Below are 26,312 nucleotides of genomic sequence, written 5' to 3' on the forward strand. Positions count from 1 at the left end.
GGCTCGGTGTGGTGACACGGTGTCACTTGACACACCATATCAGTGTTAGTCAGTATATAATTCTCGGATAAAAATGTATGTGTGGAGTCAATTATAGATATGTTCTGAACCCTAGAAATCGGTCACAGCCCGCTCAGAAACGGTCAGCCGACGAGCCGGATCGGCACGAGCATGAAACACAGCAGGCCGAGCGCGAAGGTCGCTACCCCGAGGGTGATCCGCGGTAGCCCGATCGCCGTTTCGTCGGCCGGATCGGCCGGCCCCTTGTAGGCGATAAATAGCGAGAACAACCCCCAAAACGCCCAGAGGCCGACCGAATCGTTGAGCCCGAGATTCCGGACGTAGTAGAGATAGCCGGCGACGGCGAACAGCGCGGCCGGCACCAACGCGGCGACCGTCTCCTGTCGCTGGCCGACCATCGCCCGCACCATGTGGCCGCCGTCAAGCTGGCCGACGGGGAGCAGATTCAGGAACGTGAAAAACATCCCGACCCAGCCGCCGATGATGACCGGGTGGGGGTTCAACGACGGGTCGCTGTAGCTCGTCGGCTCGCCGAGCACCCATGCGATGATATCCAACAGCGGCGGATGATTGAACACGATCGAATCGCCGGAATCCGCGCCCTCAAGCAGCCGAGCCGGGATCTCGATGGGATCCAGCGAGAGGCCGATCGCGGTGACGACGACGGTGGCGACGAGGCCGGCGATGGGACCGGCGACGCCGATATCGAAGAGCGCCTTCCGGCTCGGCATCCGGCTTTTCATCTTAATTATCGCGCCGAGCGTGCCGAAGGGGAAGACGAAGGGAATGACGTACGGCAGCGAGACAGTCACGTCGTGGTATCGGCCCATGGCGTAGTGGCCCAGTTCGTGCGTCATGAGGACGCCGAGGACGGCGGCGGTAAACGGCCACGCCTGGAGCACGGACAGCGGGTTGGCCGCGATCTCCGAAAACGGGACGAAGTACCAGCCGGCGGCCCCGACGACCAACGTCGAGAGGATCGTCGCCGCGAACAGCGCGATGTTCGTCCACGGCACGCCGTCGCTGCCGACGCTGCCAGTCGGGATGGCGACGAGAGCGGTGCCGTCGGCATCGCCGGGATGGGCCAGCTTGAGCTCGTAGCCGGCCTCCTGAAACGCCGGCCACAGCTCCTCGTGGAGGCGGTTCTCGGGGATCAACGGCTCGCCGTAGTAGATGATCCGGTCGCCGTCGATCCGCACTTCGCTGAGGTGATACCACGTCTCAAGTTCGTCGGGACGTGGGATCGACTCCGGCTCAGCCATCGTCACCCATTGGCGGCGATACGTGACTGACGGGCATAAACGCTTGTCGTCGCCGACCTCCCTGCCAGCACTGTCGCTCCCTTAGCATTCCCGTTCGTGCAGCCAGAACTCTTCGTCTTCGGTCGTCTCCTTCTTGAAAATCGGCACTTCATCCTTCAGGCGGTTGATCCCATCCTCGACAGTCCGAAATGCCTCCTCGCGGTGGCCCGCGAGTACGACGACGAAGACGATGTCCTCGCCCGGGCCCATGACGCCGACGCGGTGGTGCATCAGCACCTCGAAGACGCCCTCGCGGTCGGTGAGTTCGTCGCTGATGGCGGCCATCCGTTCCGCGGCAACGCCTTCGTATTTCTCGAAGGCGAGGTGTTCGGTTCGGCTGTCGTCGGGACTGTCCTTGATGCGAACCCGGCCGGTAAAGGTCGCAATCGCACCCGATCGTTCGGCCAGCGGCGAGGCCTCCGCGCGGTCGATGAGCGTCTCCAACGTGACATGGGGCTCGAAATCGTCGATCCGGGCGGCCAGCGCGGCGGTGTCGAGGTCCGAAGCTGTCGCCGCGTCGGCAACAACGTTTGCTGGATCGTCGCTCACATCGCCAACGACGACCGTCGGGAGGCGGTGGTGGCTCGCGCCGGCGACAACGGCATACTCGTAGTCGGGGGCGAGTGAATCCAGCAGATCGACCAGCGAGCGGTCGTCGCCGCGGCCGACCCACTGACCACCGCTCGTGAGGCTGAACTGGCCGTCTGCGTCGGTAACGTCGGTGTCGACAGCAGCGTCGTCGCTGTCGCCGTACTCGACGCTAGCGATCCGGCCCTCGTGGTGCTCGGCGATCACATCGACGAGCGCGTCGGCGACCGCGCTGGCGTCCGCGCCGACGACACAGAGCGTCTGCATGGCTGAAGGTGCGGAGGTCGGCGAACTTGAGTGTTGTCGCTGTCCCGGTGTGACAACCCTTAAGGTCGGCTCGGGGGAACCCGGTGGCAATGAAGGTCATCCTCTCGCTCGGCGGCAGCGTGCTCGCACCGGATCTCTCGGCCGACCGGATCACCGCCCACGCCGACGCGATCGAATCGCTCGTCGACGCCGGCTTCCAAGTCGGCGTCGTCGTCGGCGGCGGCGAGGTCGCCCGCGACTACATTACTGCGGCCCGCCAACTCGGTGGCAACGAGGTCGAACTCGACGAACTCGGGATCGAGGTCACCCGGCTCAACGCCCGCCTGCTGATCGCCGCTCTCGACGCGAAAACGAACCCGACGCCCGCGGAGGATTACGCCGCCGCCGGCGAGGCCCTCAACCGCGGCGAGATCGCCATCATGGGCGGCGTCATGCCCGGTCAGACGACCGACGCCGTCGCCGCCGCCCTCGCCGAGTACGTCGACGCCGACCTGCTGGCCTACGCCACCAGCACCGACGGTGTCTACGACGCCGACCCGAACGAGGACCCCGAAGCGATCCGCTATACGACGATGTCGCCGGCGGAACTCGTCGAGTTGGTCGTCCCGATGAGCCGCGATGCCGGCTCCTCCGCGCCGGTCGATCTGCTGGCCGCGAAACTCATCGAGCGTGCGGGCATGCGAGCCATCGTCTTCGACGGCACCGATCCGGAGAACGTGCGACAGGCGATCCTCCACGGCGACCACACCGGGACCGACATCATCCCCGAAGGCAGCACTGAACCCGAGGAGTGGATCACGACAGAATGAGCGCGGACGAGCCGGGCGATGCGGACGCCGACCCGACGCCGGCGACCGCCCACGACACTGTCGCCGACGATCACCACGATTTCTGGGCTGAAGCCGTCGCCGACGAGATCGAACAGCGGAATCATGACGACCCGATCGTCATCAAGGGCGGCGTCTCNCCNTCNGGCGTNNCCCACNTCGGCAACNTNAACGAGNTNATGCGCGGCTACTTCGTCGCNGAAGNNCTCCGNGNNCGNGGCNACNAGGTCCGNCAGGTNTTCACNAGCGACGACCGTGACCCGCTCCGCAAACTCCCCAGAAAACTGGCCGACCCCGACGGCAACATCGTCGGCCTCGGCGAAGTCGATGCCGGCGCGCTCGGCCGCAACCTCGGGAAACCCTACACCGATATTCCCGACCCTTTCGGCGAGCGCGACTCCTACGCCGCCCACTTCGCCGCGCTGCTGGAAGCCGACGCCAAGCGACTCGGGGTCGACATCGAGATGTACTCGAACACCGAGCTTTACGAGAACGGCACCTTCGACCCGGTTGTCGAGCGCGTCCTCCGCGAGATCGATACCGCCCGAGAGGTCCTCAGCGAGTACCAAGCAAAGGCCGACGACGAGTACGTCCCGTTCAACCCGATCTGCGAGGAGTGCGGCAAACTGACCGAGACGGTCACCGACATCGATCTCAACGCCGAGACAGTCGACTACGTCTGCACCGATATGGAAGTCGGCGACGAGACGATCGAGGGCTGCGGCCACGAAGGCACCGCGACGTTCCGAGAGGGCAAACTCCCGTGGCGGTTCGAGTGGCCCGCCCAGTGGCAGGTACTGGACGTGGATTTCGAGCCGTTCGGCAAGGACCACGCCGAAGGCTCGTGGCCCTCCGGCGTCGACATCGCCGAGACCGTCCTTGATATCGAGCCGCCGGTGCCGATGGTCTACGAGTGGTTCACGCTCAATGGCGCGGCACTGTCGTCGTCCGCTGGTAACATCGTCACCGTGCCCGAACTCCTTGAGCTACTGGAACCCGAAGTCATCCGGTATTTCTTCGCGCTGCACCCGAAGAAGGCCCGCGATCTCGACCTCTCGCGGCTCGACCAACTCGTCGACGACTTCGACCGCTTCGAGCGCGCCTACTACGAGGGCGTCGACGACGAGTCGGTGACCGCCTTCGCCGAGGACGCCTACCCCTACGTCGTCGGCGACGTTGCCGACGAGCGACCGATCCGGCTGCCCTACACCTTTGCGGCTGTGCTCGGCATGGTCGAGGACCGCGACCTCCGCGAGAAACTGGCTCGCGATGAGGGCCACATCCCCGACGACGCCGACGACACGACCGTCGAGGCCGCCCTCGCTCGCGTCGAGCAGGCCCGCAACTGGGCCGAGCGGATGGACAACGCCTACAACTACCGGTTGCAGGCCGACCTCCCCGCTGTCGAGTTCGACGACGCGACGAGCGACGCCCTTGATTCGTTGGCTGCTGTCGTCGCCGACGGCCACGACGGCGAGACGATCCAGTCCGAAATCTACGACACCGCCCGCGACCACGGGATCGAGCCCGGCGACCTCTTCGAGGCCGGCTATCGGCTGTTTTTCGACGAAACGCAGGGGCCACGCCTCGGCGAGTTCCTCGGCGACTTGGAACAAGAGTTCGTCGTGGGACGACTCCGCCGCGAGCGGTGACTGCGGCCGGTAGCGTCTGCAACTGATCGCCCGATTTTACTATCTCGCCAGTCCAACAGCGACTGATGAGTGAGGATCGGCCACTGACCGAGTTTACTGACGACAGTTCGGAATCCGTCGACGGCGACGACGATCTCGACAGCGACGACGAGGGGCCGACTGAGGCAGTCGACGAAGAACCGACGACCGTCGACGAGGAGGTGACTGCGGCGACTGATCCAGCAACTGCCACCTACCGCTGGCAGCCCGACGGCGCGGCGTGTGCCCGCTGTGGCGCGACAACCGAGCGGCAGTGGCGTGACGACGATGAGTTCGTCTGTCCTGACTGCAAGGCGTGGTAGCTCGCTTGTGTGGCAGTCGTGTCAAAAGGATTTTTTGTACATTGGATATATGAGACTGTATGACAGACGATCGTTCCGAGACAACCGGGCACGGGCCGCTCGTTTCACGCCGCACTGCACTCAGAACGACTGCTGCCGTTGGCTTCGCTGCCACCGTTGGCGTGACGCCGGCTGCTGCGCAATCCTCCAGCGGTGACGTTGAGTGGGATTTCAGCACTGGTGGGACCGTCAACTCCTCGCCGACCATCGTCGATAGTTTCGTCTACGTCGGCAGCGACGACGGCAGCGTCTACTCACTGAACGCGAGCAACGCCTATGGCCGCTGGAAGTTCGGTACTGACGGGCCGGTTCGCTCCTCGCCGTTAGTCGTCGACGGGATCGTCTTCGTCGGCAGCAACGACAACAACCTCTACGCGATCGACGCCGAATCCGGCGAGGAAGAGTGGTCGTTCGAAACCGGTGGGTCGATCGTCTCTTCGCCGGTCGTCGTCGACAAAACCGCGTTCGTCGGCAGCCGCGACGGCAAGGTCTACGCGATCGATGCTGAATCGGGTCGCCAGTCGTGGACGTACGAAACCGGTGGACAGGTCGATGGCTCACCCGTCGTCGTGAACGGGACCGTCTTCATCGGCAGCTACGACAACATGCTCTACGCACTTGACGCCGAGTCCGGTGAGGAAGTCTGGACGTTCGAAACCGGCGGCGAGATTCAGACATCGCCGACAGTCGCCAACGAGATGGTCTACGTTAGCAGCGAGGACGCCAACGTCTACGCCGTCGATATCGAATCAGGAGAGGAACAGTGGAGCGAAGGGCTCTACCGGAACGGTGGACTGACAGCTCCAACGGTCGCGGAGGGAGCCTACAGCCGCGATACGCTCTTCGTCGCGGATACTGTTAGAGTCCACGGGCTGAACGCGGCGGTCGGCGGCTCACGGTGGTCAACGCGGTTCGATGGGTCGGACCCTGTTGCTCCAACAGTAATGAACGATCACGTCTTTGCCGGCGACGACAACACCGTGGCGCTCGATGCTGAAAACGGTGAGAAACTCTGGGAGACCAGCGACGGCATCACATCCGCACCGACCGGAGCCGATGATACGGTCTTCCTCGGCAGCGATGACACCGTTTACTCGCTGATTTCAGGAACCGGTGGGTCGAGCGAGGATTCACGCGTAACACTCGGCACGCTGGGACATCACGACGGCTGGCAGTACGCCGATCAGACACTCGAAATCGATACCTCACCACCCGAACCGGAGCAGGAGGAAACAACCGAGTCCGACGACGGCAACGAAACCGACACCGACGGCAACGAGACCGCAGACCAGTCCGACGACGAAGAGACGGAGTCTGCGGAGACGGGTTCCAACGCTCCGGGATTCGGGATCAGCACGACGGTAGCGGCACTTAGTGGAGCCAGTTATGTCCTGAAACGACGGTTCGGAGCCGACACCGACAACCAGTAACGCGCCGCCTCGGCCGTTTTCGGCTCGTCACTCAAAGCGCGTCGATCCACGATCAAAGCCGGCCGCAAGCGTTGTTTCGTCTATCGAGCAGACGGTCGGCCGTCCGTGTGGACAAGCGAAGGGCTGCTCGCACTCACCCAGCCGCTCCAGCAGCTGCTCAGCATCCTCCAGCGACAGCTCCGCGCCGGCTTTCAGCGACGGATGACAGGCCAGCTCCGCGAGGATCGCATCGCGTGGATTAGCCGGCGATTCCTCGGCAGCCAACGCATCAAGTGTCGTTCGCAACGCGTCGGCGTCAGCGACGCGCCCGAGCGGAGCCGGGACCGCCGACACCCGCAGCGTTCCGCCACCGAACGATTCCACGTCGAACCCGAGGTACGCAAGCAGGTCAGCGTGCTGCTCCGCGATCGACGCTGCTGCCGGCGACACAGACACCGATTCCGGCGGATCGAGCGTCGCCGTCGGAATCGCGTCGTCCGCGACAGTAGCCTGCAGTCGCTCGTAGTTGACCCGCTCGTGGGCGGCGTGTTGGTCGATCACGAGCAACGCATCGTCGTCCTCACAGAGCAGATAGAGCTCTCGAAAACTGCCGATGACGCGGAGGTCGGCGAAGGGGTCAGTGCGGTCGACGCTGTCGAGTTCAGTCGTGAGATCGGTCGCGGCCGCGTCAGCGCGGCGCGCGTCGGCCGTTGACAACGCCTCCGAAACGGCGGTTTCGACGGCAGCTTCGATAGCGTCCCGATACCGGAGTCCGACCCGTTGCTTCGCCGGGTGGACGTTCGGGTCGACGACTCCGGCCGGTGGCTCGATATCGACGGCGGCGATGGGGTACTGGTCGCCGGGCAGCAGCGAACCGTAGCCGTCGATGACCGCCTGCCGAAGTCCGGAATCAGAGACGGGACGGCCGGCGACGCTAATCCGGACGTGCTCGCGGGTCGCGCGCGTGACCGATGGATAGGCCAGAATCCCGCGGAGATCGAGCGATCCGGTTCCACCCTCGATGTCGATATCCGTCGCGTGTTCGACGACGGTCGCGTTGCGGGCGACATCCGCGTCGTAGACGCCGAGGAGCGCGTCGCGCAGGCCGCCGCCGGCCGCCGAGAACGTCTTCGTGCCATCGTGGCTGAGCGAGAACGAAACGTCGGGCTGAGCGAACGCGTAGTCGGCAACGAGATCGCTGATCCGGCTGAACTCGGCGGCCGGGCCGGCGAGCGACTCACGACGGGCCGGGCGGTCGGCGAAGAGATCGGTGACCGTGACCGTCGTTCCCTGTCCGCGTGCGGCGTCAGCGACGGTTGGCTCGCCGTTCTCGACGCGGAGCGTGGTGCCAGCGGCGTCGCCGTCGTTGGTCACGAGCTCGACGGTGGCGCAATCGCAGATCGCCGCCAATGCCTCACCGCGGAAGCCGAGCGTCGAGACCGCCGTTAGCGACGCACCGGCGTCGGCCGGGAGCTTGCTCGTCGTGTGCCGTTGGACGGCGAGTTCGGCGTCGTCCCGCGAGAGCCCGTGGCCGTCGTCCTCGACGCGAATTCGGTCGGTGCCGTCGCCGGCGACGGCGATATCGATCCGGCTCGCCCCGGCGTCGAGGGCGTTGTCGACGAGTTCGCTGACGACGCGGGCCGGGCGGCTGATGACCTCGCCGGCCGCGATTTTGGCGACCGTCGCGTCGTCGAGACGAGTGAGTTGGGACGGCATACTGGTTTGCCGAAGGTGTACGGCGCGACCGGTTTAGCCGCTTCGGGGCAGTTCCGCTCCGATCACTCTTCGTCGAGTTGTGATCGAAGCGAATCCAGCGTATTGAGGGCTTCCAGCGGCGTCATCGTCGCAATATCGAGTGCTTGGAGTTCGGCAGCGACCGCAGCGACTGTCTCCGGGTCGAGTGTCTGCTCTGCCAGCGCGTCGGCGAGAGCGTCGTCAGCGGCCGCCGCGCTGGCTGCCGGGTCGGTCGCGGTGTCGTTGTCGGAGGTGGGATGGCTGTCAGCGGCGTCAGTAGCGTTGTCAGCAACGCTGCTGTCGCTGGCGTCGCCGGTCATCGTTGCGACGACATCGCGGGCGCGATCAACGACAGGTGTCGGCACGCCGGCCATGCGAGCGACTTCGATCCCGTAGGACGCCGACGACGCGCCGGGGGCGACGCGGTGGAGAAACGTCACGTCGTCGCCTTCTCGTGTCGCTGCGAAGTGGAGGTTGTGGACGCCCTCGCGCTCGTCGGCGAGGTCGGTCAGGCCGTGATAGTGGGTCGCAAACAGCGTCGTCGCGTCGAGTTCGTCGTGGATGAATTCCGTGGTCGCTTGGGCGATGGCGAGGCCGTCGGCCGTGCTCGTCCCGCGACCGACCTCGTCAAGCAAGACAAGCGAGCGGTCGGTCGCGTCGTGGAGAATCTCGGTGAGTTCGCTCATCTCGCGCATGAACGTCGACTGGCCGCCGGCGATGTCGTCGCTCGCGCCGACACGCGTGAAGATCCGGTCGAGAACCGGGAGGGTGGCGGCCTCCGCGGGGACGAAGCTCCCGGTCTGGGCGAGGAGGCAGATCAACGCGACCTGGCGCATGTAGGTCGATTTCCCGCTCATGTTGGGGCCGGTGATGATCGCCACGTCGCCACCGGCGAGGTCGGTATCGTTCGGGACGAACTCCGCTTGGGTGGTCTCGACGACCGGATGACGGCCGCCGTGGATCGAGATATGCGCATCGTCGCTGGCGGCTCGGAGTTCGGGCCGGACGTAATCGCCCTCAGTCGCGGCAATAGAGAAGGAACACAGCGCGTCGAGTTCGGCGATCGTCGTCGCCAACGCCTGAATTCGGTCGGTTTCGGCGGCGACGGTCTCGCGGACCTCACAGAACAGTTCGTATTCGAGGCTGTCGGCGCGTTCAGCCGCGCCGAAAATCTCGTCTTCGCGCTCTTTGAGTTCCGGCGTGTAGAACCGCTCGGCGTTTTTCAGCGTTTGGCGACGGGTGTAGTCGTCGGGCACTTGATCGAGGTTCGGGTTCGTCACCTCGATGTAGTAGCCGTGAACCTGGTTGTGGCCGACCGACAGCGAGTCGATCCCGGTGCGCTCGCGTTCGGTGGCTTCGAGGTCTGCGACCCACTCGCGGCCCTCCTGTTCGGTCGTTCTGAGGGCATCGAGTTCGTCGTCGAAGGACTGCTTGATGACGCCGCCCTCGGTGAGTTCCATTGGTGGCTCGGGGCTGATCGCCTCGTCGATCAGCGTCGCCACGTCGCGGAGTTCGTCGAGGCGAGCGTGGTGATCGCTGAGCGCGGGGATGTCGGCGATGCGTTCCTTCAACTCCGGGACGATCGACAGCGTCGCGTGCAACGCGCGCAGATCGCGGGCGTTGGCGCGTTCCCGCGAGACGCGGCCGGCGAGGCGTTCGAGGTCGTAGGCTTCCGCCAACAGATCGGAAAGATCGCTGCGGACGACGCCATCGTCGACGAGGGCGTCGACCGCGTCGAGGCGATCCTCGATGGCTGCGCGATCGACCAACGGTCGGCGGAGCCAGCGGTCGAGACACCGTCGGCCGAGGGCTGAGGCGGTCTCGTCAAGCACGTCGAACACCGTCTCACCTGATCCGGGGCCGCGATTATCGAACAGTTCGAGGCTCCGGAGCGCGGCGGCGTCGAGTCGGAGTTGGTCGCGCTGGTCGTGTCGGCGAATTCGGGAGACGTATTCGAGCGGGCCGTCGTCGCCCTGCGTGTACTCGGCGTAGGCCAATACCGCGCCGCAAGCCCGCTGTTCGGCGTCGTTGTCGAGGCGGCGGTCGGGATCGGCAACGTACTCGGCCAGGCGGTCGCGGGCGACGGTGGGCTCGAATAGCTCGGCATCGACCGCGCTTTCCATCCAGTCGCCGTCGGGGGCGACCGTCGGTGCGTCGCCGGCGACGAGCAGTTCGTTCGGTTGGATCCGGTCGAGTTCCTCGCGTACGTCGCCGCGGGTCGGGACGGTCGTGACGAAACACTCGCCGGTCGAGGCATCGACGGCGGCGATGCCGTAGCCATCCCGCTCGCCGTTGGCCGCGTCGCGTTCGACGACGCTGGCGACGTAGGTCGTCGATCCCGCCGCCAGCAACTCGTCTTCGACGACCGTGCCGGGCGTAATAACTCGCGTGACGGCGCGGTCAACGAGGCCGCTCGCCTCCTCGGCGTCTTCGACTTGATCGGCGAGGGCAACACGGTAGTCAGCCTCGACGAGGCGTTCGAGATACGAGGCCGCGTTGTCGATTGGGATACCGGCCATCGGGTACTCGCCGGTGGAGTCCTCGCGTTGGGTCAGCGTCACCTCACAGACGCGGGCAACCTCCTCGGCGGCCTCACAGAACGCTTCGTAGAAGTCGCCGACCTGGAACAAGACGAGGGCATCGGGGTGTTGCTCGCAGAGCTCGACGTACTGGGAGAGCATGGGCGTCACGTCGTCCTTGCGGTCGGCCATCGTCGGCGGCAGCCCCGTCACCGCAGTCATAGCCGGGAGGGCGTCCGGCACGAATAAAACACCTCGGGTGTCGCCCGCGACACCGTTTTGACCCACGGCCCGCGAGGCACGGTATGCGCCCGCCAGTCTGCGTGGTCGGCCCCAGCGACAGCGGGAAGACGACGCTGATCGAGTCGCTGGTCGCTGCACTGGAGTCGGCCGGCCGCGTCGGGACGATCAAATCCATCCACCACGACATCGAGATCGACACGCCGGGCAAGGACACCCACCGCCACCGCACCGCCGGTGCCGACACCGTCGTCGGGCTGACGCCGTCGCTGTCGTTCGAGATCACTCCCGGCGGGAAGGACGCCGCCGACAGCGAACGCGCGCTACTGGAGGCGACCGTCAGCGACCTCCAAGACGCGGGCTACGAGTTCGTGCTCATCGAAGGGTTTCACGACGCGCCATACCCGAAGGTCGTTCTCGGTGACCGCGAGGGTATCGAACCGCCGGTCGTCGCTCGCGGCTCGCTGGAGGAGTTCGACGTGGAGGCGTTGGCGTCGTCGATTGTTGACGAAACGCTGTTCGACGACAGATAGGACGCCACGGAAGCTATAGGCATCCCACGCGTAGCCGCAGGTATGACAGACGATGGCTCCTACTGCCGGCTCTGTGGCGCGGCACTCCAACAGGGAGCCATCGCCAGCGAGCAGCGCGCCTGCTGTCTCAACGCGACGACTATCGAGGGCGTCTGTCCGACCCACGGCCCGCTCGGACCGCACCACGTCGTTGACGACCCACCGGACACCCCAGCCAACACAGGATCGAAGTCGAGTGAGTCCTCGTAGCAGCCGGTATTAGGCCGGGCGCAGCCCCCAGAAGAACGCGATCCCCAGTACCGTCACGACCGACAGCAGCAACTGTAGCGGCGCGCCAACCCGAATGAAGTCCGAGAACTTGTAGCCGCCCGGGCCGTAGACGAAAAGGTTCGTCTGGTAACCGACCGGCGTCAGAAACGCCGTCGAGGCCGCGAAGGTGACCGCGAGGACGAACGCAAACGGGTTCGCACCGATAGCGGTCGCCGCCTCGACAGCGACCGGGAGCATCAACACGACGCTGGCGTTGTTCGAGATGACGCCCGTAATCAACCCCGTTCCGAGGTAAAACACCCACAGCACGCCGATCACGGGGAGGTAGTTCCCCGTCGCGGCGACGAGCGCGCCCAGTAGGTCGGCTCCGCCGGTCTGTTCGAGCGCGATCCCCAGCGGGATGATCCCCGCCAGCAGCAGTATCACGTCCCACTCCACGGCATCGTAGAGTTCGTTGGCCTTGATGACGCCTGTCGCCACCATCGCCACGACGCCCATCAGCGCGGTCAGCATGATCGGTAGCGACAACGCCGAGAGCCCGGTGAACGCGCCGATCCCCGTTGCCGCCGCGAGCCACGCACCGATCGCCTCGAAGGGGACGGCGACGAGGCCGACGACGCCGAGCATGATCGCCGCCGCGTGAGGGATCTTCTCCGTGCGGTACTCGGGGTCGTCCGGCTCGTGGGCGACGATGAAGTCGTCGTTGCGGGACAGCCGGTCAATGCTGTCGGGGGCGGCCTGCAACAGCAGCGTGTCGCCAACGCGGAGCCGTTTGTGCTCCATGCCCTCTTGGATCGTTCCGCCGCGACTCCGGAAGGCCAACACGGTCGCGTCGTACCGCTGGCGGAACGTCGAACTCGCCAGCGTCTCGCCGGCGAGGAAGGAGCCACGGGGGATGACGACCTCGACGATGGTCTGATCGACCGCGTCGTCGGGTTCGAGTTCGGCATCGGTTTCGGGCGTGCCGGCGGCGGTCAGGATTTCGCTGTCGACCAGCTCGTCGAGGGTTTCGCGGTCGGTTCGAAGCCGGAGGGTGTCGCCGACCCTGAGCCGCGTGTTCTTCGAGGGATCGATGACCGTCTCGTCGTCGCGGACGAGCCCGAGGATGTCGGCATCGAATTCGGCGGCATCGATCGCGTCGCCGACGGTCGTGCCCGCAATCGACGACTTCTCGCCGATTACGACCTCGGTCAGGTAGGGTTCGAGGTCGTACTCCTGAATGTAGTCCTCCTCGGGCGGCACGCGCTCGGGTAGCAGTCGGTGGCCGATCGTCAGCAGGTACAAGGAGCCGACGACGAAGACGATGATGCCCAGTTGGGTGAACTCGAACATCGAAAACGGCTGGCCGAGCAGCCGGTCGGAGACGTCGCTTGCGAGAATGTTCGTCGAGGTGCCGATCAGCGTGAGCATCCCACCGAACATCGAGGCGAACGAGAGCGGCATCAGCAGTTTCGACGGCGAAGTCTTGCCCTTGTGGGCGATATCGGAAACGACGGGAACGAGGATCGCCACGACCGGCGTGTTGTTGATGAACCCCGAGACGGGGCCGGCGACGCCGATCGTCGCCAGCAACTGTTTGTTGAGGCTGTTGCCCGCGAAGTTCGCCATCTTCCGGCCGAGGATCTGGACGACGCCCGTCCGGTTGATACCGGAGCTGAGGATCAACATCGCCAGTACCGTAATCGTCGCTGGATTCGAGAACCCCGAGACACCCTCGGTGGTGGTGATCTGCGTGAGGTTGACGACTCCGTCGGGACCGAGCAAGATCAGCAGCACCATGACGAAGATGGCCGTCACGTCGATCGGCAGCCACTCGGTGACGAACAGCACCAACGCCAGCAGGATGACCCCGAAGACGACGAGCATATCGAGGGTCAGGCCCCCGGCGAGCCCGCCGGTCGCAAGCGGCAGCCCACCGGCGGTGACGGCCTCCAGCATTGTTGTCAGAGCAAGGCGGGGCAGGCGCCTTGAACCCGGCGACTGCGAGGCTGTGGAGACGACCGCGACCTACACCGCGTCGTAGGCAGCGTCGAAGAACGCGACTTCGTGGGCGACCGTGCGCTCGAACAGCCGCGCCACCCGTCGCTGGCGACGCGGCGACAGTGTCGGGCCGACCGTATCGAGTTGCTCGCGCAGCCAGTTGACGAAAGCGACAAACCCGTCGTTGGCGTGCAGATCGATCCACTCGGCGAAATAGAACTCCTCGGGGCGGTCCTCGGCCTCCCGTGTCGCCCACGAGAGATAGATCCATTCCGCCGGCACCAACACGGCCAGCGTCTCGGCGTAGCCGCCCTGCTCTTTCGCCGCGAGGAGGAGATCGATGAACGACTCCGTTGTTGCGGTTCGGTCAGGGGCTTGCCACTGCTTGGCCGGCACATCGAGCGCGTCGAAAGAGCGTTCGAAGTAGTCGTTTTCGTCGTCGGTGACGACATCGAGGAACTCGACGAACCGGCGTTTCTCGGCCATCGTGGGAGCCTGCCCGAGGGCGTATCCGAAGACGCCGACCAACGTGTCGACGAAGGCGTAGTCCTGCAGGAGATACTGGGCCATCACCTCGTCGTCGAGCGTGCCCGCGCCCAACTCCTTCGTAAACCGGTGCTCGGTCGCATCGCTCCACGCTGGCTCGGTTCGCTCGCGGAGCCAGTCGGTGAACCGCGGATCGTCGCGGTCCGCGGCGTAGTCGTCGAATGTATCCTCGCTCATAGACCCCAATCTTCCTCGGTGTAGGCCATTTCCCAGAAGCGGTATTCGAGTTTCGCGCTCGTGAGGAACGCCTCCTCCATCGCCTCGCGCTCGCCGGGATAGCGTTCCCAGCAGTCGTCAACGAACTCGCGGCCCCAGGCCACGTCCTCGCGGAACTCCTCGCCGGTGTAGGTATCGATGAACGGCGTATACTCGTGGGTGTTGTCAGCCAACTCGGCCATATGATCGGCGATATCGAGGTAGCCCTGCATGCAGGGGTACAGCGCGGCGGCGATCTCCGCGAGGCTGCCCTCGTAGGCCGTCCGAAGTAGGAAGTTCGTGTAGGCGACGCAGGTCGGGGCCTTTTCGGTCGCTTCCAACTCGTCCTGTGAGATGCCGTAGTCGGCCGCAAACGAGCGGTGGAGATCCATTTCGGTGTCGAGAATGCTGTGAGAAACGCCCAACAGCGCGGTCATCGTCGCCTCGTCGCGGGCTTTCGTGCCTGCCAGGGCCCACAGTCGGGCGTAATCCTGCAGATACCGATAGTCCTGTTTGATCCAGTGTTCGAAGGCATCGTTGTCGAGCGTGCCGTCGGCGAGTTCGACGACAAACGGATGGGCTTTCTGGGCCTGCCAGATCGATTCACCTGCTGCAAGGAGTTGGTCGCTACCGGACATGGACGAGCGTTGGCGACGATGGCTCTATAATTTGTTGGTATAATTAGGTTATAATTTCTGAGCGACCGACGTGGCGCAGATAGCTCAATCAGTCGTCGGCTCGATCGTCGGCTCAGTCCGTCGTTGCCGACTCCGGTTTGTTTGCCGCCTCGCCGTCCTCTCGCTGGATTTCCTCGTCGATCTCCTCAATGACGACGTCGACGACCTCCTCGACAACGTCCAATTCGCGCTCGCGGTAGGCGATGACCATCCGATGGATGCCGACGTAGCTGATCGCGGTGGCAATCGTCGCAAGGATGAGGTTGCCGACGACCAGCCGGATGAGGAGGTCGCCGCCGGCATCCAGCGAGATCGCCGTCACGGTGCCGCCCTCGATCGGCCCTAACAGCAGGACACCGATCGGGACGCTGGCGGCGTAGACGCCCCATTTGACGGGTGGGTTGATGACGATCCCCGAGGCGAACAGCGAGACCTTGTTGATCCACGCGACCCGGTAAGCGAGATAGACCATCGGGATCAACGCGACCCCAAACGTTGGCAGCATCGTCAGAAAGACGCCGATAGCGAAGCTGCCGGCGATCTGTTCGGGCGTCTGATCGTCGGCGAATGACTCCTGTAACGCGGTACGAACCCGCGCGAGGAATCCCCGGAGTCGCCCGCGCTGCACCACGCCAGTCATAGCGACACCTCGCCCGCGCGACGGAAGTAGCTACTGCCGGCCATTCCTCACGGCGTCGCCTCCTCATCAGCAACATAGCGGTCGTAGAGCTGGTCCCCGAGCAGCGTCCCGAACAACCCCGAAATAACGACGAACGACCCAAGCGAAACCAGCAGCAAGCTCACCCACTGGGTGATCGGTTCGACCGGCGGCCACAGCATCGGGATCGCGCGGACGACAAACTCCCAGAAAACGACCAGTTGCAGGACCGCGACGCCCGCGCTGCAGGCGGCCCGCACCCGCAGCCGTTCCCACGACGGCCCGGGGCGAGGCTCGGGAAACTCGCTGTCGCTCATTGACAGCGTTTCGATAGCCGCCCGGAAAGCACTCGCGGTCGCCTACAGCCGCCGCGGCCGCCTGCAGCTGTCGCGGTCGCCTCCAAACGTCACGCTTAGGCGCGGCGACACCACAGAGCCGCTATGGACGTTCCGTGTGTCGCCGTCGCCCGCCAACACGGCGAGGCGGCCCGCTCAGCCCTCGCCGAGGCGGACGCCCTCGACGACGACCACGAGATCGCCGTCGAGGATGGCACGATCTATATTCCCGTCAGCGATCCCGACGCGGCGACCGACGCCGTCGCCGCACTCGACGGCGACAGCGAGTTGACGACCCGTGACCTCCCCACTCGCCGTGGCGTCCGCACGCCCGCCGATATCCTCGGCTTCGAGCCCTCCTTAGAGCGGATCGGCGACATCGTCGTCATCGACGAGGACGACCCAGACCGCGCGGCAGCCATCGCCGATGCCGTCATCGAATCTGACCTCCCGGTTCGATCGGTGCTCAACCGTGCCTCAAAAATCAAAGGCGAGTGCCGCGTCCGCGATTGGGAGGTTGTGGCCGTCGACGAGGAGGCGGCCGCCGACAGCGACCTCACACCGACCGAAACCGTCCACCGCGAGTACGGCCACGAGTTTCTCCTCGACCTCGCAGCCGTCTACTTCTCGCCGCGACTCGCCACCGAACGCCACCGCGTTGTTGAGCAGATCAGTGCCGACGAGCAGGTACTGGATATGTTCGCCGGGGTCGGCCCGTTTGCGATCCCCGCGGCCAGCCGCGGGGCCGAATTGGTCGCCGTCGACCTCAACGAAACCGCCGTCGAGTACTGCCGAGAGAACGCCCGCCGGAACAACGTCGACGACGCGGTCACCGCCATCGCTGGCGATGTCCGTGATGTCGGCGACGACTACCACGGCTGGGCCGACCGGCTGGTGATGAATCTCCCCCACAGCGCGAACGAGTTCCTTGCGACGGCGGTCGCCCTCGCTGGCGAGGAGTGTGTCATCCACTACTACGACATCCAACACGAGGACGACTCCTTCGGGCCGGGGATCGACGCGATCCGCGACGCCGCCGAACCGGCGTACGACGTGCGCGTCGAGACCGAACACGTCGTTCGGTCGTACGCGCCCCACGAACTCAACGTCTGTCTGGACGTGCGGCTGACGAAACCCGACGACGAGTCAGGCTGACGTTTTTATCCGAAGCCGCAGCAGTCGCCCCGTGAGCCGTCGCACCGTCGCTCGACTGATCATCTGCCTCGTCGTTTGCGGCTGTTTTGTTGTCGCCAGCCCGGCTGCGATGCCGGCCAGCGCGACCAATGATGCGGCCGGCCAGATCGTCGAACTCTATCCGAACCCGACGACCGACGAGAACCGCGGCGAGTACGTGGCCGTCGAAATAGCTGAGCCGGGCGACTGGACGCTGACCGACGGCGAAGGCGTCGTCGACCTCCCCGAAGACCGGACGGGCCGGTTCGCCGCGACGCGCCACCCGACCGAAACTGCGACCCACACAAACGCGACACTCGTCGAATCAGACGGCAGCTTTCGACTTGCCGTGAGCGGCGAGACGCTGACGCTTCGCCGCGGCGACACGGTCGTCGATACTGTTAGCTACGAGGACGCTCCCGAAAGCCAGCAGTGGCGAGCCGACCGCGAGCCGCGCTGGCAGCCCGCCGGTTTCGAGCCACGCGCGCCGATGACGGTCAGCAACACGTCAGTAGAAGCGTTCGTGTTGCCCGACAACCCAGCCGCCCCGCTCGACGCAATCGAGGGAGCCGACAACCGGCTCTATCTCGCCGCCTACACGCTGACCGACGAGCGCGTGGTCCGCGAGTTGATCGCCGCCCAAAACCGCGGAGCGGACGTGGCTGTCCTCGTCGAAGGCGGCCCGGTCGGTGGAATGACCGAGCGACAAGCCGCACGCCTCGACGATCTCACCGCCGCCGGCATCGACGTTCGGGTGATGACGGGCGAAGCCGCCCGCTTTCGCTACCACCACGCGAAGTACGCTGTCGCTGACGACACCGCTGTCGTCCTCACCGAAAACTGGAAACCCGCCGGCACCGGCGGGGCCGACAGCCGCGGCTGGGGACTTACTGCCGACTCGGCTGCGACTGCCGACGAGTTGGCTGCCGTCTTCGAGCACGATACGACATGGAAAGACACCCCGAAATGGGAGTCCGTCCGCGGCGAAATCGAGACTATCGAGGCCGATGCGGCGCCCGACTCGTATCCGCAACGCCACCCACCGCTGTCGACGGCGGCCGACGAACTCACCGTGCTGGCCGCGCCCGACAACGCCGAATCAGAACTGGTCGGCCTCATCAACAACACCGACGAGGAACTGCTTGTCATCCAGCCGGCAATCGGTGACCGCGATTACCGGCTGCTCCGGGCGGCGATCCGTACAGCCGACCGCGGCGTCGAGGTGCGAATTCTGCTGAGCGGAAGCTGGTACGCTGAGGAGGAAAACACGGCACTGGCGGAGGCACTCCGCGACCGAGCGACCGATGACGATGTGCCGCTCAGTGTCCGTGTCGCTGACGACACCGACCGTTTTGGCAAAATACACGCCAAGGGGATCGTCGCCGACGACACTGCCGTCGTCGGGAGTCTCAACTGGAACGACAACTCCGCCGAAAACAACCGCGAACTCGCGGTCGCCGTCACCGACCCGGCCGTCGCTGACTACTACCGCGATGTGTTCGTCGCCGACTGGAAGGCGAGCAGCGGCGACGGCAGCGGGTTCAGTATCCTCCCCAACGGTGACCTTCCGGCCGGCCTCGTTGTCGTCGCCGTCGCCGTGATCAGCGGGACCGCACTGCTCGCTCACCGGCGGCTGGAATTCGAGCGAAAATGAGGGGCTGCGGTGTCGGGCTGCGTGCGTTATTCCAGCGGGGCCGCACTCGACAGCGACTCGTCGAGGTCGGCTTCGGCCATCTTCTCGACCAGCAGGTCGANCACCGNCTCGCGGNNNCCNNNGACGAACTTGATCGAGCCNACGACGAGGTGGCCGCCGCCGNNGACGCCNGCNCCCGGNAGCTCCTCNNTNAGNTCNGNGACCATCNGNGGGATGTCNAGCCGNACGCCGTCGGAGCGNAGNACNGCGAANTCNGGNCCGTAGCCGATNGTGATGACCGGNTCGCCNGTCTCNNNGACNTTNCGGTCGTGGAGNTNGCCGGTCGTCTTCCCCGGNGCGGGGTAGNTGAANCGGTGGGCGAAGTTGTCGAGGTCAACGCGGTAGAGATGCGCGTCGGATTCGAGACGTTCGTGTTCGACGTGGGGTTCGACCGCTTCGAGTTGGCGGTCCACGTCGCGCTCGGCGCGCTCGGCGAGGAACTCGATGAGGCGTTCGTGGCGGTCTGGGTCGTCACAGCCCACATCCAACACGTCGTTGACCAGCGTTTTGCCCTCGGTGTAGCGGAGCCAGTGGGCGGCGTAATCGAGGGCCTCGCCGATGGCTTCGATGGCGTCGCGGTCGTAGCCGGCGTCGGCTGCGAGGTCGATGTACTGGTCCATCACGTCGGCTTTCGAGCGATCCGAGAGGCCAGCAACGGCGGGGACGTGTTCGAGCTCGTCGGTGATCGAGGGGTCGATCAGCCGGGCGAGTTCGACACACATCATCCCCGTGGTGATTCGGTAGTCCTCGCCGTAGAGATAGGGGTTGACGTGGGCGTCGAGCAGCGGTTCGACCGCCTCGGGGTCGGGGTGGTGGTGGTCGATGACGGCGATGGGGATGTCGTAGTGGGCGAGGTTGCGGTAGGCCGGCACGTCCTCTTCGGTCGAGCCGTTATCGAGCATGAAGAGGAACGGCAGCTTCTGGCCGTGGCGGTCTTGGCCTTCGAGGGCGAAATTGAGGTCCCGCGTTACGTCCTCCATCTCGTAGTAGGGCGCCTTGCTCGGCAGGCGTTTGAACAGGTGTTCGGAGGCGTCGGGATCGGCGTGGACCTCCTCGATGAGGTTTTCGACCGCGAGTTGGAGCGGGGTCGCCGCACACATCCCGTCGCCGTCGGCGTGGTGGCGGACGCGGATCGGCCGCCCTTCGAGGACGGTCTCACGGAGCAACTGGGCGACGCCTTTCAGTTCCTCGAAGATCGGCTCGAAAGCGGGCCACTCGACCAGCGGCTCGATATCGGCCGGCTCCGCGCGCTCCTCGATCGCGCTGGCGACGGTGTCGGCCGCGTCGCTCTCGGCGTCGCCGTCGAGAATCGTCAGGGAGTCCACTTCGAGTTGGCGCGTGTCGCGGTGGGCCTCGACTTCGCCGCTAACGCGGACGAGATCGTCGATCTCGACATCGGGATACGCGCGGACGCCGGCCTCCTCGAAGGCCGCGCCGCTGACGATGCCGGTGCCGTCGGCGACGTGGAAGATCGTCGGCCCGCCGGTTTGTTTGATTTGGACGACGCGGCCCTCGATGGTCGCGCTGCTACCGGTTTCGAGGTCGTCGATGGCGGTGATATCTGGCTCGTGTTCGACGAGTTCGGTGCTGTAGTCCTCGAAGTCAGGGACATCAAAGGCGATGTCGCCGTTGTCCTTGGCTTCCTCAAGCGTGACGACGAGGCGGTCGCCCACGTCGTAGGAGCGGTCAAGGTTCGATTCGTGGATCAGTCCCGACACCGAGTCGGAGATATCGACGAAAACGCCGTAGGCGACGACGCCGTTGACGACGGCGTGGTAGTGGTTGCCGGGTTCAACGTCGGTCAGCGTACAGTCGGGTGCGAGATCGTAGACAACGGGACGCGAATCGTCCCGAACGCCGGAATCCCCGGCGGATGCGTCAGTCATACGCCGCGATAGGAGCGACCGACGTGTTAAGCTTGTTATCTCCGCTGGCCAGCTGTCGGCGGTCGCTATCGTCGCTCGGCTATCCAGTGGTTATCAAACAAACAGGCAAACAGGTGAGTCAGCTGGCCGACCAACCGCACCCCTGGCGGACTGAAAGGGCGAGACGCGCTCGGCGAACCCCGACGACGCAAGCACTGCAGGAGCGAGCACCGCAAGCGACGAAGCGCGCAGCGAGTCGCGGGAGTCGAGCGCGTCGAGGGCTTTCTACACCTATCCGACTCACACAAATTCTCACTCAAACACTACAACCGCCCTGCCTTCCGGAACCCTTAGATGGTCGCCCGGCCGACGAGTGACTAATGCGGCTGTTCCGTGCGAGTGAGATCCTCGGCATCGCCCGCGACACCCTTCAGTTCGCGCTCGACGCCAGCGAGGAAACCCACCCCAACGAGTACATGGGCCTGCTTCGCGCCGAGGACGCCCGCAAGTTCGATCTCGACCGCAACGGGCAGGTCATCACGGACGTACTCGTCATTCCCGGCACCAAATCCGATCCCCGAAGCGCGACCGTCAAGTCGAACATGATTCCCAACGATCTGAAAGCGGTCGGCTCGGTCCACTCCCACCCCAACGGCGTACTCCAACCCAGCGACGCCGACCGCGGGACGTTCCACAAAGGCAACGTTCACATCATCATCGGTTCGCCGTACGGCTGGCGGGACTGGAAGGCCTTCGACAGCAACGGCGACCCGCGCTCGCTTGACGTGTTGGACGTCGAACTCCCCGAAGAGCAGTTCTTCGACTTTACCCAAGACGATATCGACGCCGAGTTGCGAGCGGAGGGCCGTGACCCCGGCCGCAGCCAGCCGGATGACGACCGACGCGACGGAGGAACGTTCGAGCAATGACGGCGCCGACACGCGCGGTCGCTCAAGGCACGTTCGACCTGTTGCATCCGGGCCACATCCACTACCTCGAAGACGCCGCGAGCTACGCCGACGAACTCCACGTCATCGTCGCCCGCGGCGACAACGTCACCCACAAGGAACCGCCGATCCTCGCCGACCAGCAGCGACTCGACACCGTCGCCTCCCTCGGCGTCGTCGACGAAGCCCACCTCGGCCACCCTGAGGATATCTTCGTTCCGATCGAGGAACTCGCCCCCGACGTGATCGTTCTCGGCTACGACCAACACCACGACCCCGAAGCGATCCGGGAGACGTTAGTCGACCGCGGCATCGACTGCCGAATCGAGCGGGCAAGTGCACGCGAACCGACCCACGACGACGAACTGCTGTCGTCGGGGGCGATCATCGAGCGCATCCTCGACCGCCGCGGGTGACGGCCGTTTATGACGCGCAATTCAATCCGGTTTCACTGAGACCAACAGGTAAATCATTCGCGCCGAGTGTAGTGTCGTCGTAATGAGGATCCCAGCGGCGACCGTCTCGCGCCGGGCGGCCATCGGCGCGCTCGGTGCGAGTGTGCTCGGGGGTGTGGCCGGCTGTCTGGGAGAGACGGCGACCGCGGTCAGCCTGCTGTCGGCCGGCAGTCTCGCCCGGACGTTCGAAGACCACGTCGGCCCCGCATTCGAGGCCGCCACCGACTACCGGCTGCACGGCGAGTATTACGGCTCCAACGCCGTGATGCGACGCGTCGAATCCGAAACCGCACGACCGGACGTTATCACCAGCGCGGACGCGACGCTACTCCGTGACCGACTCTACGGATCGGTCACCGACTGGGACGTGTCGTTTGCGACCAATAGCCTCGGCCTCGCCTACGACGCCTCGACCGACCTCGGCAGCCGCCTCGCCGACGGCGTCCCGTGGTACGAAGTCGCCGCCGACAGCGCGCCCGGCGAGATCGCTATCTCCGACCCTGATCTCGACCCGCTCGGCTACCGCGCCGTCATGGCCTTCGACCTCGCGGCCGCCGAACACGGCCTTGCGGAGTTCCGGGAAACCATGCTCCAGCGGGTCTATCAGGAACCCGCAGAGCCGCAGCTACTGGCGGGGATCGAAAGCGGCGACCGGGCGGCGGCGATCGTCTACCACAACATGGCAGTCGAACACGACCTCCCGTTCATCGAGTTTCCGCCGGCCTACGACTTCGGAAGCCCGACAGCGGCCGACCAGTACGCCACCGTCAGCTACACGACTGACGACGGCTACACCGCGAGCGGTCGGCCGGTGATCTACAACGCAACCGTTCACGCCGATGCGCGCAACCCAACGGCCGGCCGGCGGCTCGTCCAGTTCCTCCTCGACAATCCGGACCTCCTTACTGACGCCGGACTGAGCGTTGGGTCGTCGCTCCCACGCGCCCACGGCAGCCCGCCGGAGGGGATTATCGTATGACCCACCGCTCACTGGAGGCGATTACCGTATGAGTTTCCCACTGCTCGCACGGGTCCGCCGAGCCGACCAGCCGGCGTTGCTCGTGCCGGCGATCCTCGGTGGGCTCTTCGTCTGTTATTTCGCCGTCCCGTTCGTCGCGTTCGTCAGTCGAACCGGGATCGACAACGTCGTTGCCGGGCTGTCGACGCCGGCCGCGCGGGTCGCCGTGCGGAACTCGCTGCTCACCGCGCCGGTCGCAACGCTCGTGGCGACGGTGTTGGGTGTCCCGCTGGCCTATGTCCTCGCCCGCGGCTCGTTCCGCGGAAAACGCGTCATCGAACTCTTGATCGTGTTGCCGCTGGTGGTTCCGCCGGTGGTCGGCGGTGCGATGCTGCTCACTGCTGTCGGGCAGTTCACCCCGATTGGCGCGGCAGCGGCCGATGCTGGCGTTCCGTTGACCGATAGCTTACTCGGCGTCGTTCTCGCACAGACGTTCGTCGCCGGGCCGTTCGTCGTCATCACCTCCCGGGCAGGGTTTGCCTCGGTCGACCGGCGGTTCGAGCAGGCCTCCCGCTCGCTCGGCTACGGCCCGCTGGCGACGGTCTGGAACGTCTCGCTCCCGCTGGCCCGCGGCGCGATCATTGCCGGGGTCGTGCTGACGTTCGCCCGCGCGCTCGGCGAGTTCGGCGCGACGCTGATGGTCGCCTACAACCCGCGGACGATGCCGACCCAGATCTGGGTCGCGTTCATCGGCGGCGGGATCGACGCGATCCTCCCGCTCGGCGTCGCCCTGCTGTCAGTGGCTGTCGTCGTCCTCGGCGTGATCCAACGGTTCGGACGGGTGCCACCGGTGATCGAGTGGTGATGCTCGACATCGACGGACTCAGCCACCGGTACGGCACTGAACAGGCAGTCGATGACGTCTCCTTCGGGCTCGCGGACGGCGAAATCGTCGGCCTGCTCGGCCCGAGCGGCTGCGGCAAGACCACGATCGTCCAAGCGATTGCCGGCCACCTCCGGCCAACCGAGGGGCGAATCCGGCTGCGCGGCACCGACGTTACCGCGAAGCCGCCTGAATCGCGGGGTGTCGCCGTCGTGTTCCAGCAATCGACACTGTTCGATCATATGACGGTCGCCGAGAACATCGCCTACGGGTTGGCCGATGACGCCGACCCCGTTGCCGACTACCTCGATCTCGTGTCGCTGACCAACCAACAGGCGGCCTATCCGGCGGAACTCAGCGGCGGCCAGCAACGCCGTGCTGAACTCGCCCGCGCGCTGGCGACCGACCCTGACGTGTTGCTCCTCGATGAGCCGCTGTCGGCGTTGGATCGCGCGCTGCGAACCGAGATCAGAGCCGAGATCGACCGTATCCAGCGCGAAACCGGCGTCACGACGCTGTTTGTCACCCACGACCAGTCCGACGCGATGGCACTGGCCGACCGACTCGTCGTGATGCAAAATGGGGCGGTGGCCGGCGTCGGCGAGCCGCGAACCCTCTACGAGTCGCCGCCGACGCCGTTTGTCGCCGACTTTCTCGGACGGTCGACGACACTGCAGGCGACGGTTGCCGCCCAACAGCCGCTCACGCTCAGTGTCGCCGACAGCCGACTCGTGTTCGATGGACGCACAGCCGAGTTCCCGACCGGGACCCCCGTGACCTGCTATCTCCGGCCGGAAGCACTCACGCTGGAGCCACAGCCCGACACCTCGTCGCTGCCGTGTGAGGTGGTACGCGTCGTCGATGTCGGTCGTCACTACGACGTGACGGTGGCACTCGAAACCGGCGAGGAACTACTCGTTGAGCAGTCGACACAGTCGGCTGTCGGGACGGCAACACGGGTCAGTATTCCAGCGAGGACAGTGTCGCTCTTTGCACCGGACGAGACAGCGCCCCCGGAGTAGGAGTGCCTACTCGGCTATCGCCGTCGGTGTCTCGGAGCCGGCGAGAAGTCGATAACAGGGTCCGGCCAGCAACAACGTCCCGACAGCGGCCATGCCGACCAGCAGCCACAGATCAACGTCGCCGGTGAGCCCTTGCTGCCGGAGGCGACCCAGCGAGTGGCCGGCGAGGACGCCGAGAACGGCCCACGGAAGTTCGCCGACAGCGGTTCCGAGCAGGTACGCACGGAGCCGAACGCCGGTCGCGCCGGCTGCGACGGAGACGAGATCCGACGGCAACGGGAGGAATCGCGCGCCGATCAGCCCACGCAGATCGCCGGCGTCGGCGAGAAATTCCTGACCCGCCGCCGTCACTGGCCCATCGGAGGCAGTGCGCATGCCGAACCAGTAGGGCGGCAGGTTCGTCACGACGAGTAACGCGACGGCGACACCGAGCCCGCGTGGGCCGTACCCGTAGCCGACCGCAACCGACAGCGCGGTCGTCGGCCACGCGACGGCGGGCCGGAGGAGTGCGGCAACGACGAGCAACAGCGCGTACTGAAACGGCCGCGACGCAACCGAATCGACCCACGCGAAGGCGACCGACGGCGTGACGTACCACGTCACGACACCGAGCGAGAGCACCGTCAGCACGCCGGCCGCAAGCCGGGAACGACGCCGCATGGCTGTGACCGGTCGCGCCGCCGGCATACGTATTGTGGTTGTCGTACACCGGCTCCCGCGGAAGGATTATGCGCGCCGCGAGCGAAGCCGCGGCCGTGACAGACGGCGATTCGGCGGCGGACGGTGATTCAGATTCGGACGCGGAATCCGCGATTCCCCAGCACCGAGAGGGAAAACGCGAACTCGCACTCGATCTGATCGAACACCTCGAAGCCGACGACCTTCCGCTCGCAGCCGTGATCGACCGGATCGAAACCGTCACCACCAGCCCCGCGCTCACCCGTGAGATCCTTGATACCGCCGACAAGCGCGGACTGATCGACCGGGAGGAGGGGCGAGTCCGGGTTCGCCGCGGCGGTGCCTTCGTGCGCTTCGAGAGTCAGGTCGTCGTCCGCGACGGCGACTTCGAGTGCCGACGCTGCGGGGCGGGCCTTTCGACGGGGCATTTCATCGAGTTCGATGCCGGCGAACTCGGGCCGTTCGGCTCCGAGTGTATCAAAAAAGTCGTCGGCCGTGAGGAGTAG

At 65.6% G+C, this 26,312-nt stretch carries 25 protein-coding genes; 14 read left to right on the forward strand and 11 right to left on the reverse strand.

Annotation, left to right across the window (positions count from 1 at the left end):
- Window positions 1-143: 143 nt before the first annotated feature.
- A complete protein-coding gene (locus EGH24_RS07355; RefSeq protein WP_142979910.1) occupies window positions 144-1,283 on the reverse strand; it encodes a site-2 protease family protein in 1,140 nt (379 codons plus the stop codon).
- A gap of 81 nt (window positions 1,284-1,364) precedes the next feature.
- Window positions 1,365-2,177: a molybdopterin synthase gene (locus EGH24_RS07360; protein WP_142979526.1), complete on the reverse strand. Its 813-nt coding sequence runs from the start codon at window positions 2,175-2,177 to the stop codon at window positions 1,365-1,367.
- An 89-nt stretch (window positions 2,178-2,266) separates the two neighbouring features.
- Between EGH24_RS07360 and pyrH the strand changes: the two genes are divergently transcribed.
- From pyrH to EGH24_RS07380, 4 genes are all read left to right on the forward strand, one after another.
- Complete coding sequence (gene pyrH / locus EGH24_RS07365) at window positions 2,267-2,986, forward strand: UMP kinase (RefSeq protein WP_142979527.1); 720 nt, start codon at window positions 2,267-2,269, stop codon at window positions 2,984-2,986.
- A complete protein-coding gene (gene lysS / locus EGH24_RS07370) occupies window positions 2,983-4,656 on the forward strand; it encodes a lysine--tRNA ligase (protein WP_142979528.1) in 1,674 nt (557 codons plus the stop codon). The genes pyrH and lysS overlap by 4 nt, the downstream gene beginning before the upstream one ends.
- A 65-nt stretch (window positions 4,657-4,721) precedes the next feature.
- Window positions 4,722-4,997 (forward strand): DUF7573 domain-containing protein, encoded by a 276-nt coding sequence (locus EGH24_RS07375; RefSeq protein ID WP_142979529.1) that lies wholly within the window; start codon window positions 4,722-4,724, stop codon window positions 4,995-4,997.
- A 59-nt stretch (window positions 4,998-5,056) separates the two neighbouring features.
- Window positions 5,057-6,466 (forward strand): outer membrane protein assembly factor BamB family protein, encoded by a 1,410-nt coding sequence (locus EGH24_RS07380; RefSeq protein WP_142979530.1) that lies wholly within the window; start codon window positions 5,057-5,059, stop codon window positions 6,464-6,466.
- A gap of 27 nt (window positions 6,467-6,493) precedes the next feature.
- On the opposite strand, the gene mutL is transcribed toward EGH24_RS07380, so the two are convergent.
- Together mutL and mutS are read right to left on the reverse strand one after the other, a co-directional pair.
- The gene (mutL, locus tag EGH24_RS07385) at window positions 6,494-8,161 is read right to left on the reverse strand and encodes a DNA mismatch repair endonuclease MutL (protein WP_142979531.1); all 1,668 of its coding nucleotides are present in this window, start codon (window positions 8,159-8,161) and stop codon (window positions 6,494-6,496) included.
- A 62-nt stretch (window positions 8,162-8,223) separates the two neighbouring features.
- Window positions 8,224-10,920, reverse strand: a complete 2,697-nt coding sequence (gene mutS / locus EGH24_RS07390) for a DNA mismatch repair protein MutS (RefSeq protein ID WP_142979532.1) — start codon at window positions 10,918-10,920, stop codon at window positions 8,224-8,226.
- Window positions 10,921-11,003: 83 nt separating this feature from the next.
- Between mutS and mobB the strand changes: the two genes are divergently transcribed.
- Window positions 11,004-11,471: a molybdopterin-guanine dinucleotide biosynthesis protein B gene (mobB, locus tag EGH24_RS07395; RefSeq protein WP_142979533.1), complete on the forward strand. Its 468-nt coding sequence runs from the start codon at window positions 11,004-11,006 to the stop codon at window positions 11,469-11,471.
- A 42-nt stretch (window positions 11,472-11,513) separates the two neighbouring features.
- Window positions 11,514-11,720, forward strand: a complete 207-nt coding sequence (locus EGH24_RS07400) for a hypothetical protein (RefSeq protein WP_142979534.1) — start codon at window positions 11,514-11,516, stop codon at window positions 11,718-11,720.
- 9 nt (window positions 11,721-11,729) lie between these two features.
- Here EGH24_RS07400 and EGH24_RS07405 read toward each other — a convergent pair whose 3' ends face one another.
- The 5 genes from EGH24_RS07405 to EGH24_RS07425 form a co-directional block, all read right to left on the reverse strand.
- On the reverse strand, window positions 11,730-13,607 hold the full coding sequence (locus tag EGH24_RS07405; protein ID WP_246057944.1) for an SLC13 family permease: 1,878 nt from the start codon (window positions 13,605-13,607) through the stop codon (window positions 11,730-11,732).
- 141 nt (window positions 13,608-13,748) lie between these two features.
- Window positions 13,749-14,444, reverse strand: a complete 696-nt coding sequence (locus EGH24_RS07410; protein WP_142979536.1) for a TenA family protein — start codon at window positions 14,442-14,444, stop codon at window positions 13,749-13,751.
- Window positions 14,441-15,100, reverse strand: coding sequence for a thiaminase II (gene tenA / locus EGH24_RS07415; RefSeq protein ID WP_142979537.1), 660 nt, complete (start codon window positions 15,098-15,100; stop codon window positions 14,441-14,443). Before tenA ends, EGH24_RS07410 begins: the two co-directional genes overlap by 4 nt.
- A 112-nt stretch (window positions 15,101-15,212) precedes the next feature.
- Complete coding sequence (locus EGH24_RS07420) at window positions 15,213-15,779, reverse strand: DUF2062 domain-containing protein (protein WP_142979538.1); 567 nt, start codon at window positions 15,777-15,779, stop codon at window positions 15,213-15,215.
- Between the two features lie 47 nt (window positions 15,780-15,826).
- A complete protein-coding gene (locus tag EGH24_RS07425) occupies window positions 15,827-16,114 on the reverse strand; it encodes a hypothetical protein (RefSeq protein ID WP_142979539.1) in 288 nt (95 codons plus the stop codon).
- Between the two features lie 123 nt (window positions 16,115-16,237).
- Here EGH24_RS07425 and EGH24_RS07430 point away from each other — a divergent pair, with 123 nt between their 5' ends.
- Both EGH24_RS07430 and EGH24_RS07435 read left to right on the forward strand, forming a co-directional pair.
- Complete coding sequence (locus EGH24_RS07430) at window positions 16,238-17,287, forward strand: class I SAM-dependent methyltransferase (RefSeq protein ID WP_142979540.1); 1,050 nt, start codon at window positions 16,238-16,240, stop codon at window positions 17,285-17,287.
- Between the two features lie 31 nt (window positions 17,288-17,318).
- Window positions 17,319-18,959: a phospholipase D-like domain-containing protein gene (locus EGH24_RS07435; RefSeq protein ID WP_142979541.1), complete on the forward strand. Its 1,641-nt coding sequence runs from the start codon at window positions 17,319-17,321 to the stop codon at window positions 18,957-18,959.
- Window positions 18,960-18,985: 26 nt separating this feature from the next.
- On the opposite strand, the gene EGH24_RS07440 is transcribed toward EGH24_RS07435, so the two are convergent.
- Window positions 18,986-20,884 carry a DHH family phosphoesterase gene (locus EGH24_RS07440; protein ID WP_142979542.1) on the reverse strand — a complete coding sequence of 633 codons (1,899 nt, stop codon included), beginning with the start codon at window positions 20,882-20,884 and terminating at the stop codon, window positions 18,986-18,988.
- Window positions 20,885-21,243: 359 nt separating this feature from the next.
- Between EGH24_RS07440 and EGH24_RS07445 the strand changes: the two genes are divergently transcribed.
- From EGH24_RS07445 to EGH24_RS07465, 5 genes are all read left to right on the forward strand, one after another.
- Window positions 21,244-21,792, forward strand: coding sequence for a Mov34/MPN/PAD-1 family protein (locus EGH24_RS07445; protein WP_142979543.1), 549 nt, complete (start codon window positions 21,244-21,246; stop codon window positions 21,790-21,792).
- On the forward strand, window positions 21,789-22,226 hold the full coding sequence (locus EGH24_RS07450; RefSeq protein WP_142979544.1) for an adenylyltransferase/cytidyltransferase family protein: 438 nt from the start codon (window positions 21,789-21,791) through the stop codon (window positions 22,224-22,226). Before EGH24_RS07445 ends, EGH24_RS07450 begins: the two co-directional genes overlap by 4 nt.
- An 82-nt stretch (window positions 22,227-22,308) precedes the next feature.
- Window positions 22,309-23,244 carry an extracellular solute-binding protein gene (locus EGH24_RS07455; RefSeq protein ID WP_142979545.1) on the forward strand — a complete coding sequence of 312 codons (936 nt, stop codon included), beginning with the start codon at window positions 22,309-22,311 and terminating at the stop codon, window positions 23,242-23,244.
- Between the two features lie 28 nt (window positions 23,245-23,272).
- Window positions 23,273-24,088 (forward strand): ABC transporter permease, encoded by an 816-nt coding sequence (locus EGH24_RS07460; RefSeq protein WP_142979546.1) that lies wholly within the window; start codon window positions 23,273-23,275, stop codon window positions 24,086-24,088.
- A complete protein-coding gene (locus tag EGH24_RS07465; RefSeq protein ID WP_142979547.1) occupies window positions 24,085-25,128 on the forward strand; it encodes an ABC transporter ATP-binding protein in 1,044 nt (347 codons plus the stop codon). Before EGH24_RS07460 ends, EGH24_RS07465 begins: the two co-directional genes overlap by 4 nt.
- 6 nt (window positions 25,129-25,134) lie before the next feature.
- Here the strand turns inward: EGH24_RS07465 and EGH24_RS07470 are convergent, their stop codons facing one another.
- Entirely contained in the window at window positions 25,135-25,788 is a 654-nt protein-coding gene (locus EGH24_RS07470) for a TVP38/TMEM64 family protein (protein WP_185903270.1), read from the reverse strand.
- A 152-nt stretch (window positions 25,789-25,940) separates the two neighbouring features.
- Between EGH24_RS07470 and EGH24_RS07475 the strand changes: the two genes are divergently transcribed.
- A complete protein-coding gene (locus EGH24_RS07475) occupies window positions 25,941-26,312 on the forward strand; it encodes a DUF5830 family protein (protein ID WP_142979911.1) in 372 nt (123 codons plus the stop codon).

Origin of the sequence: Halonotius terrestris (assembly GCF_006861665.1) — an archaeon.
In the GTDB taxonomy this organism is placed as follows: Archaea; Halobacteriota; Halobacteria; order Halobacteriales; family Haloferacaceae; genus Halonotius; species Halonotius terrestris.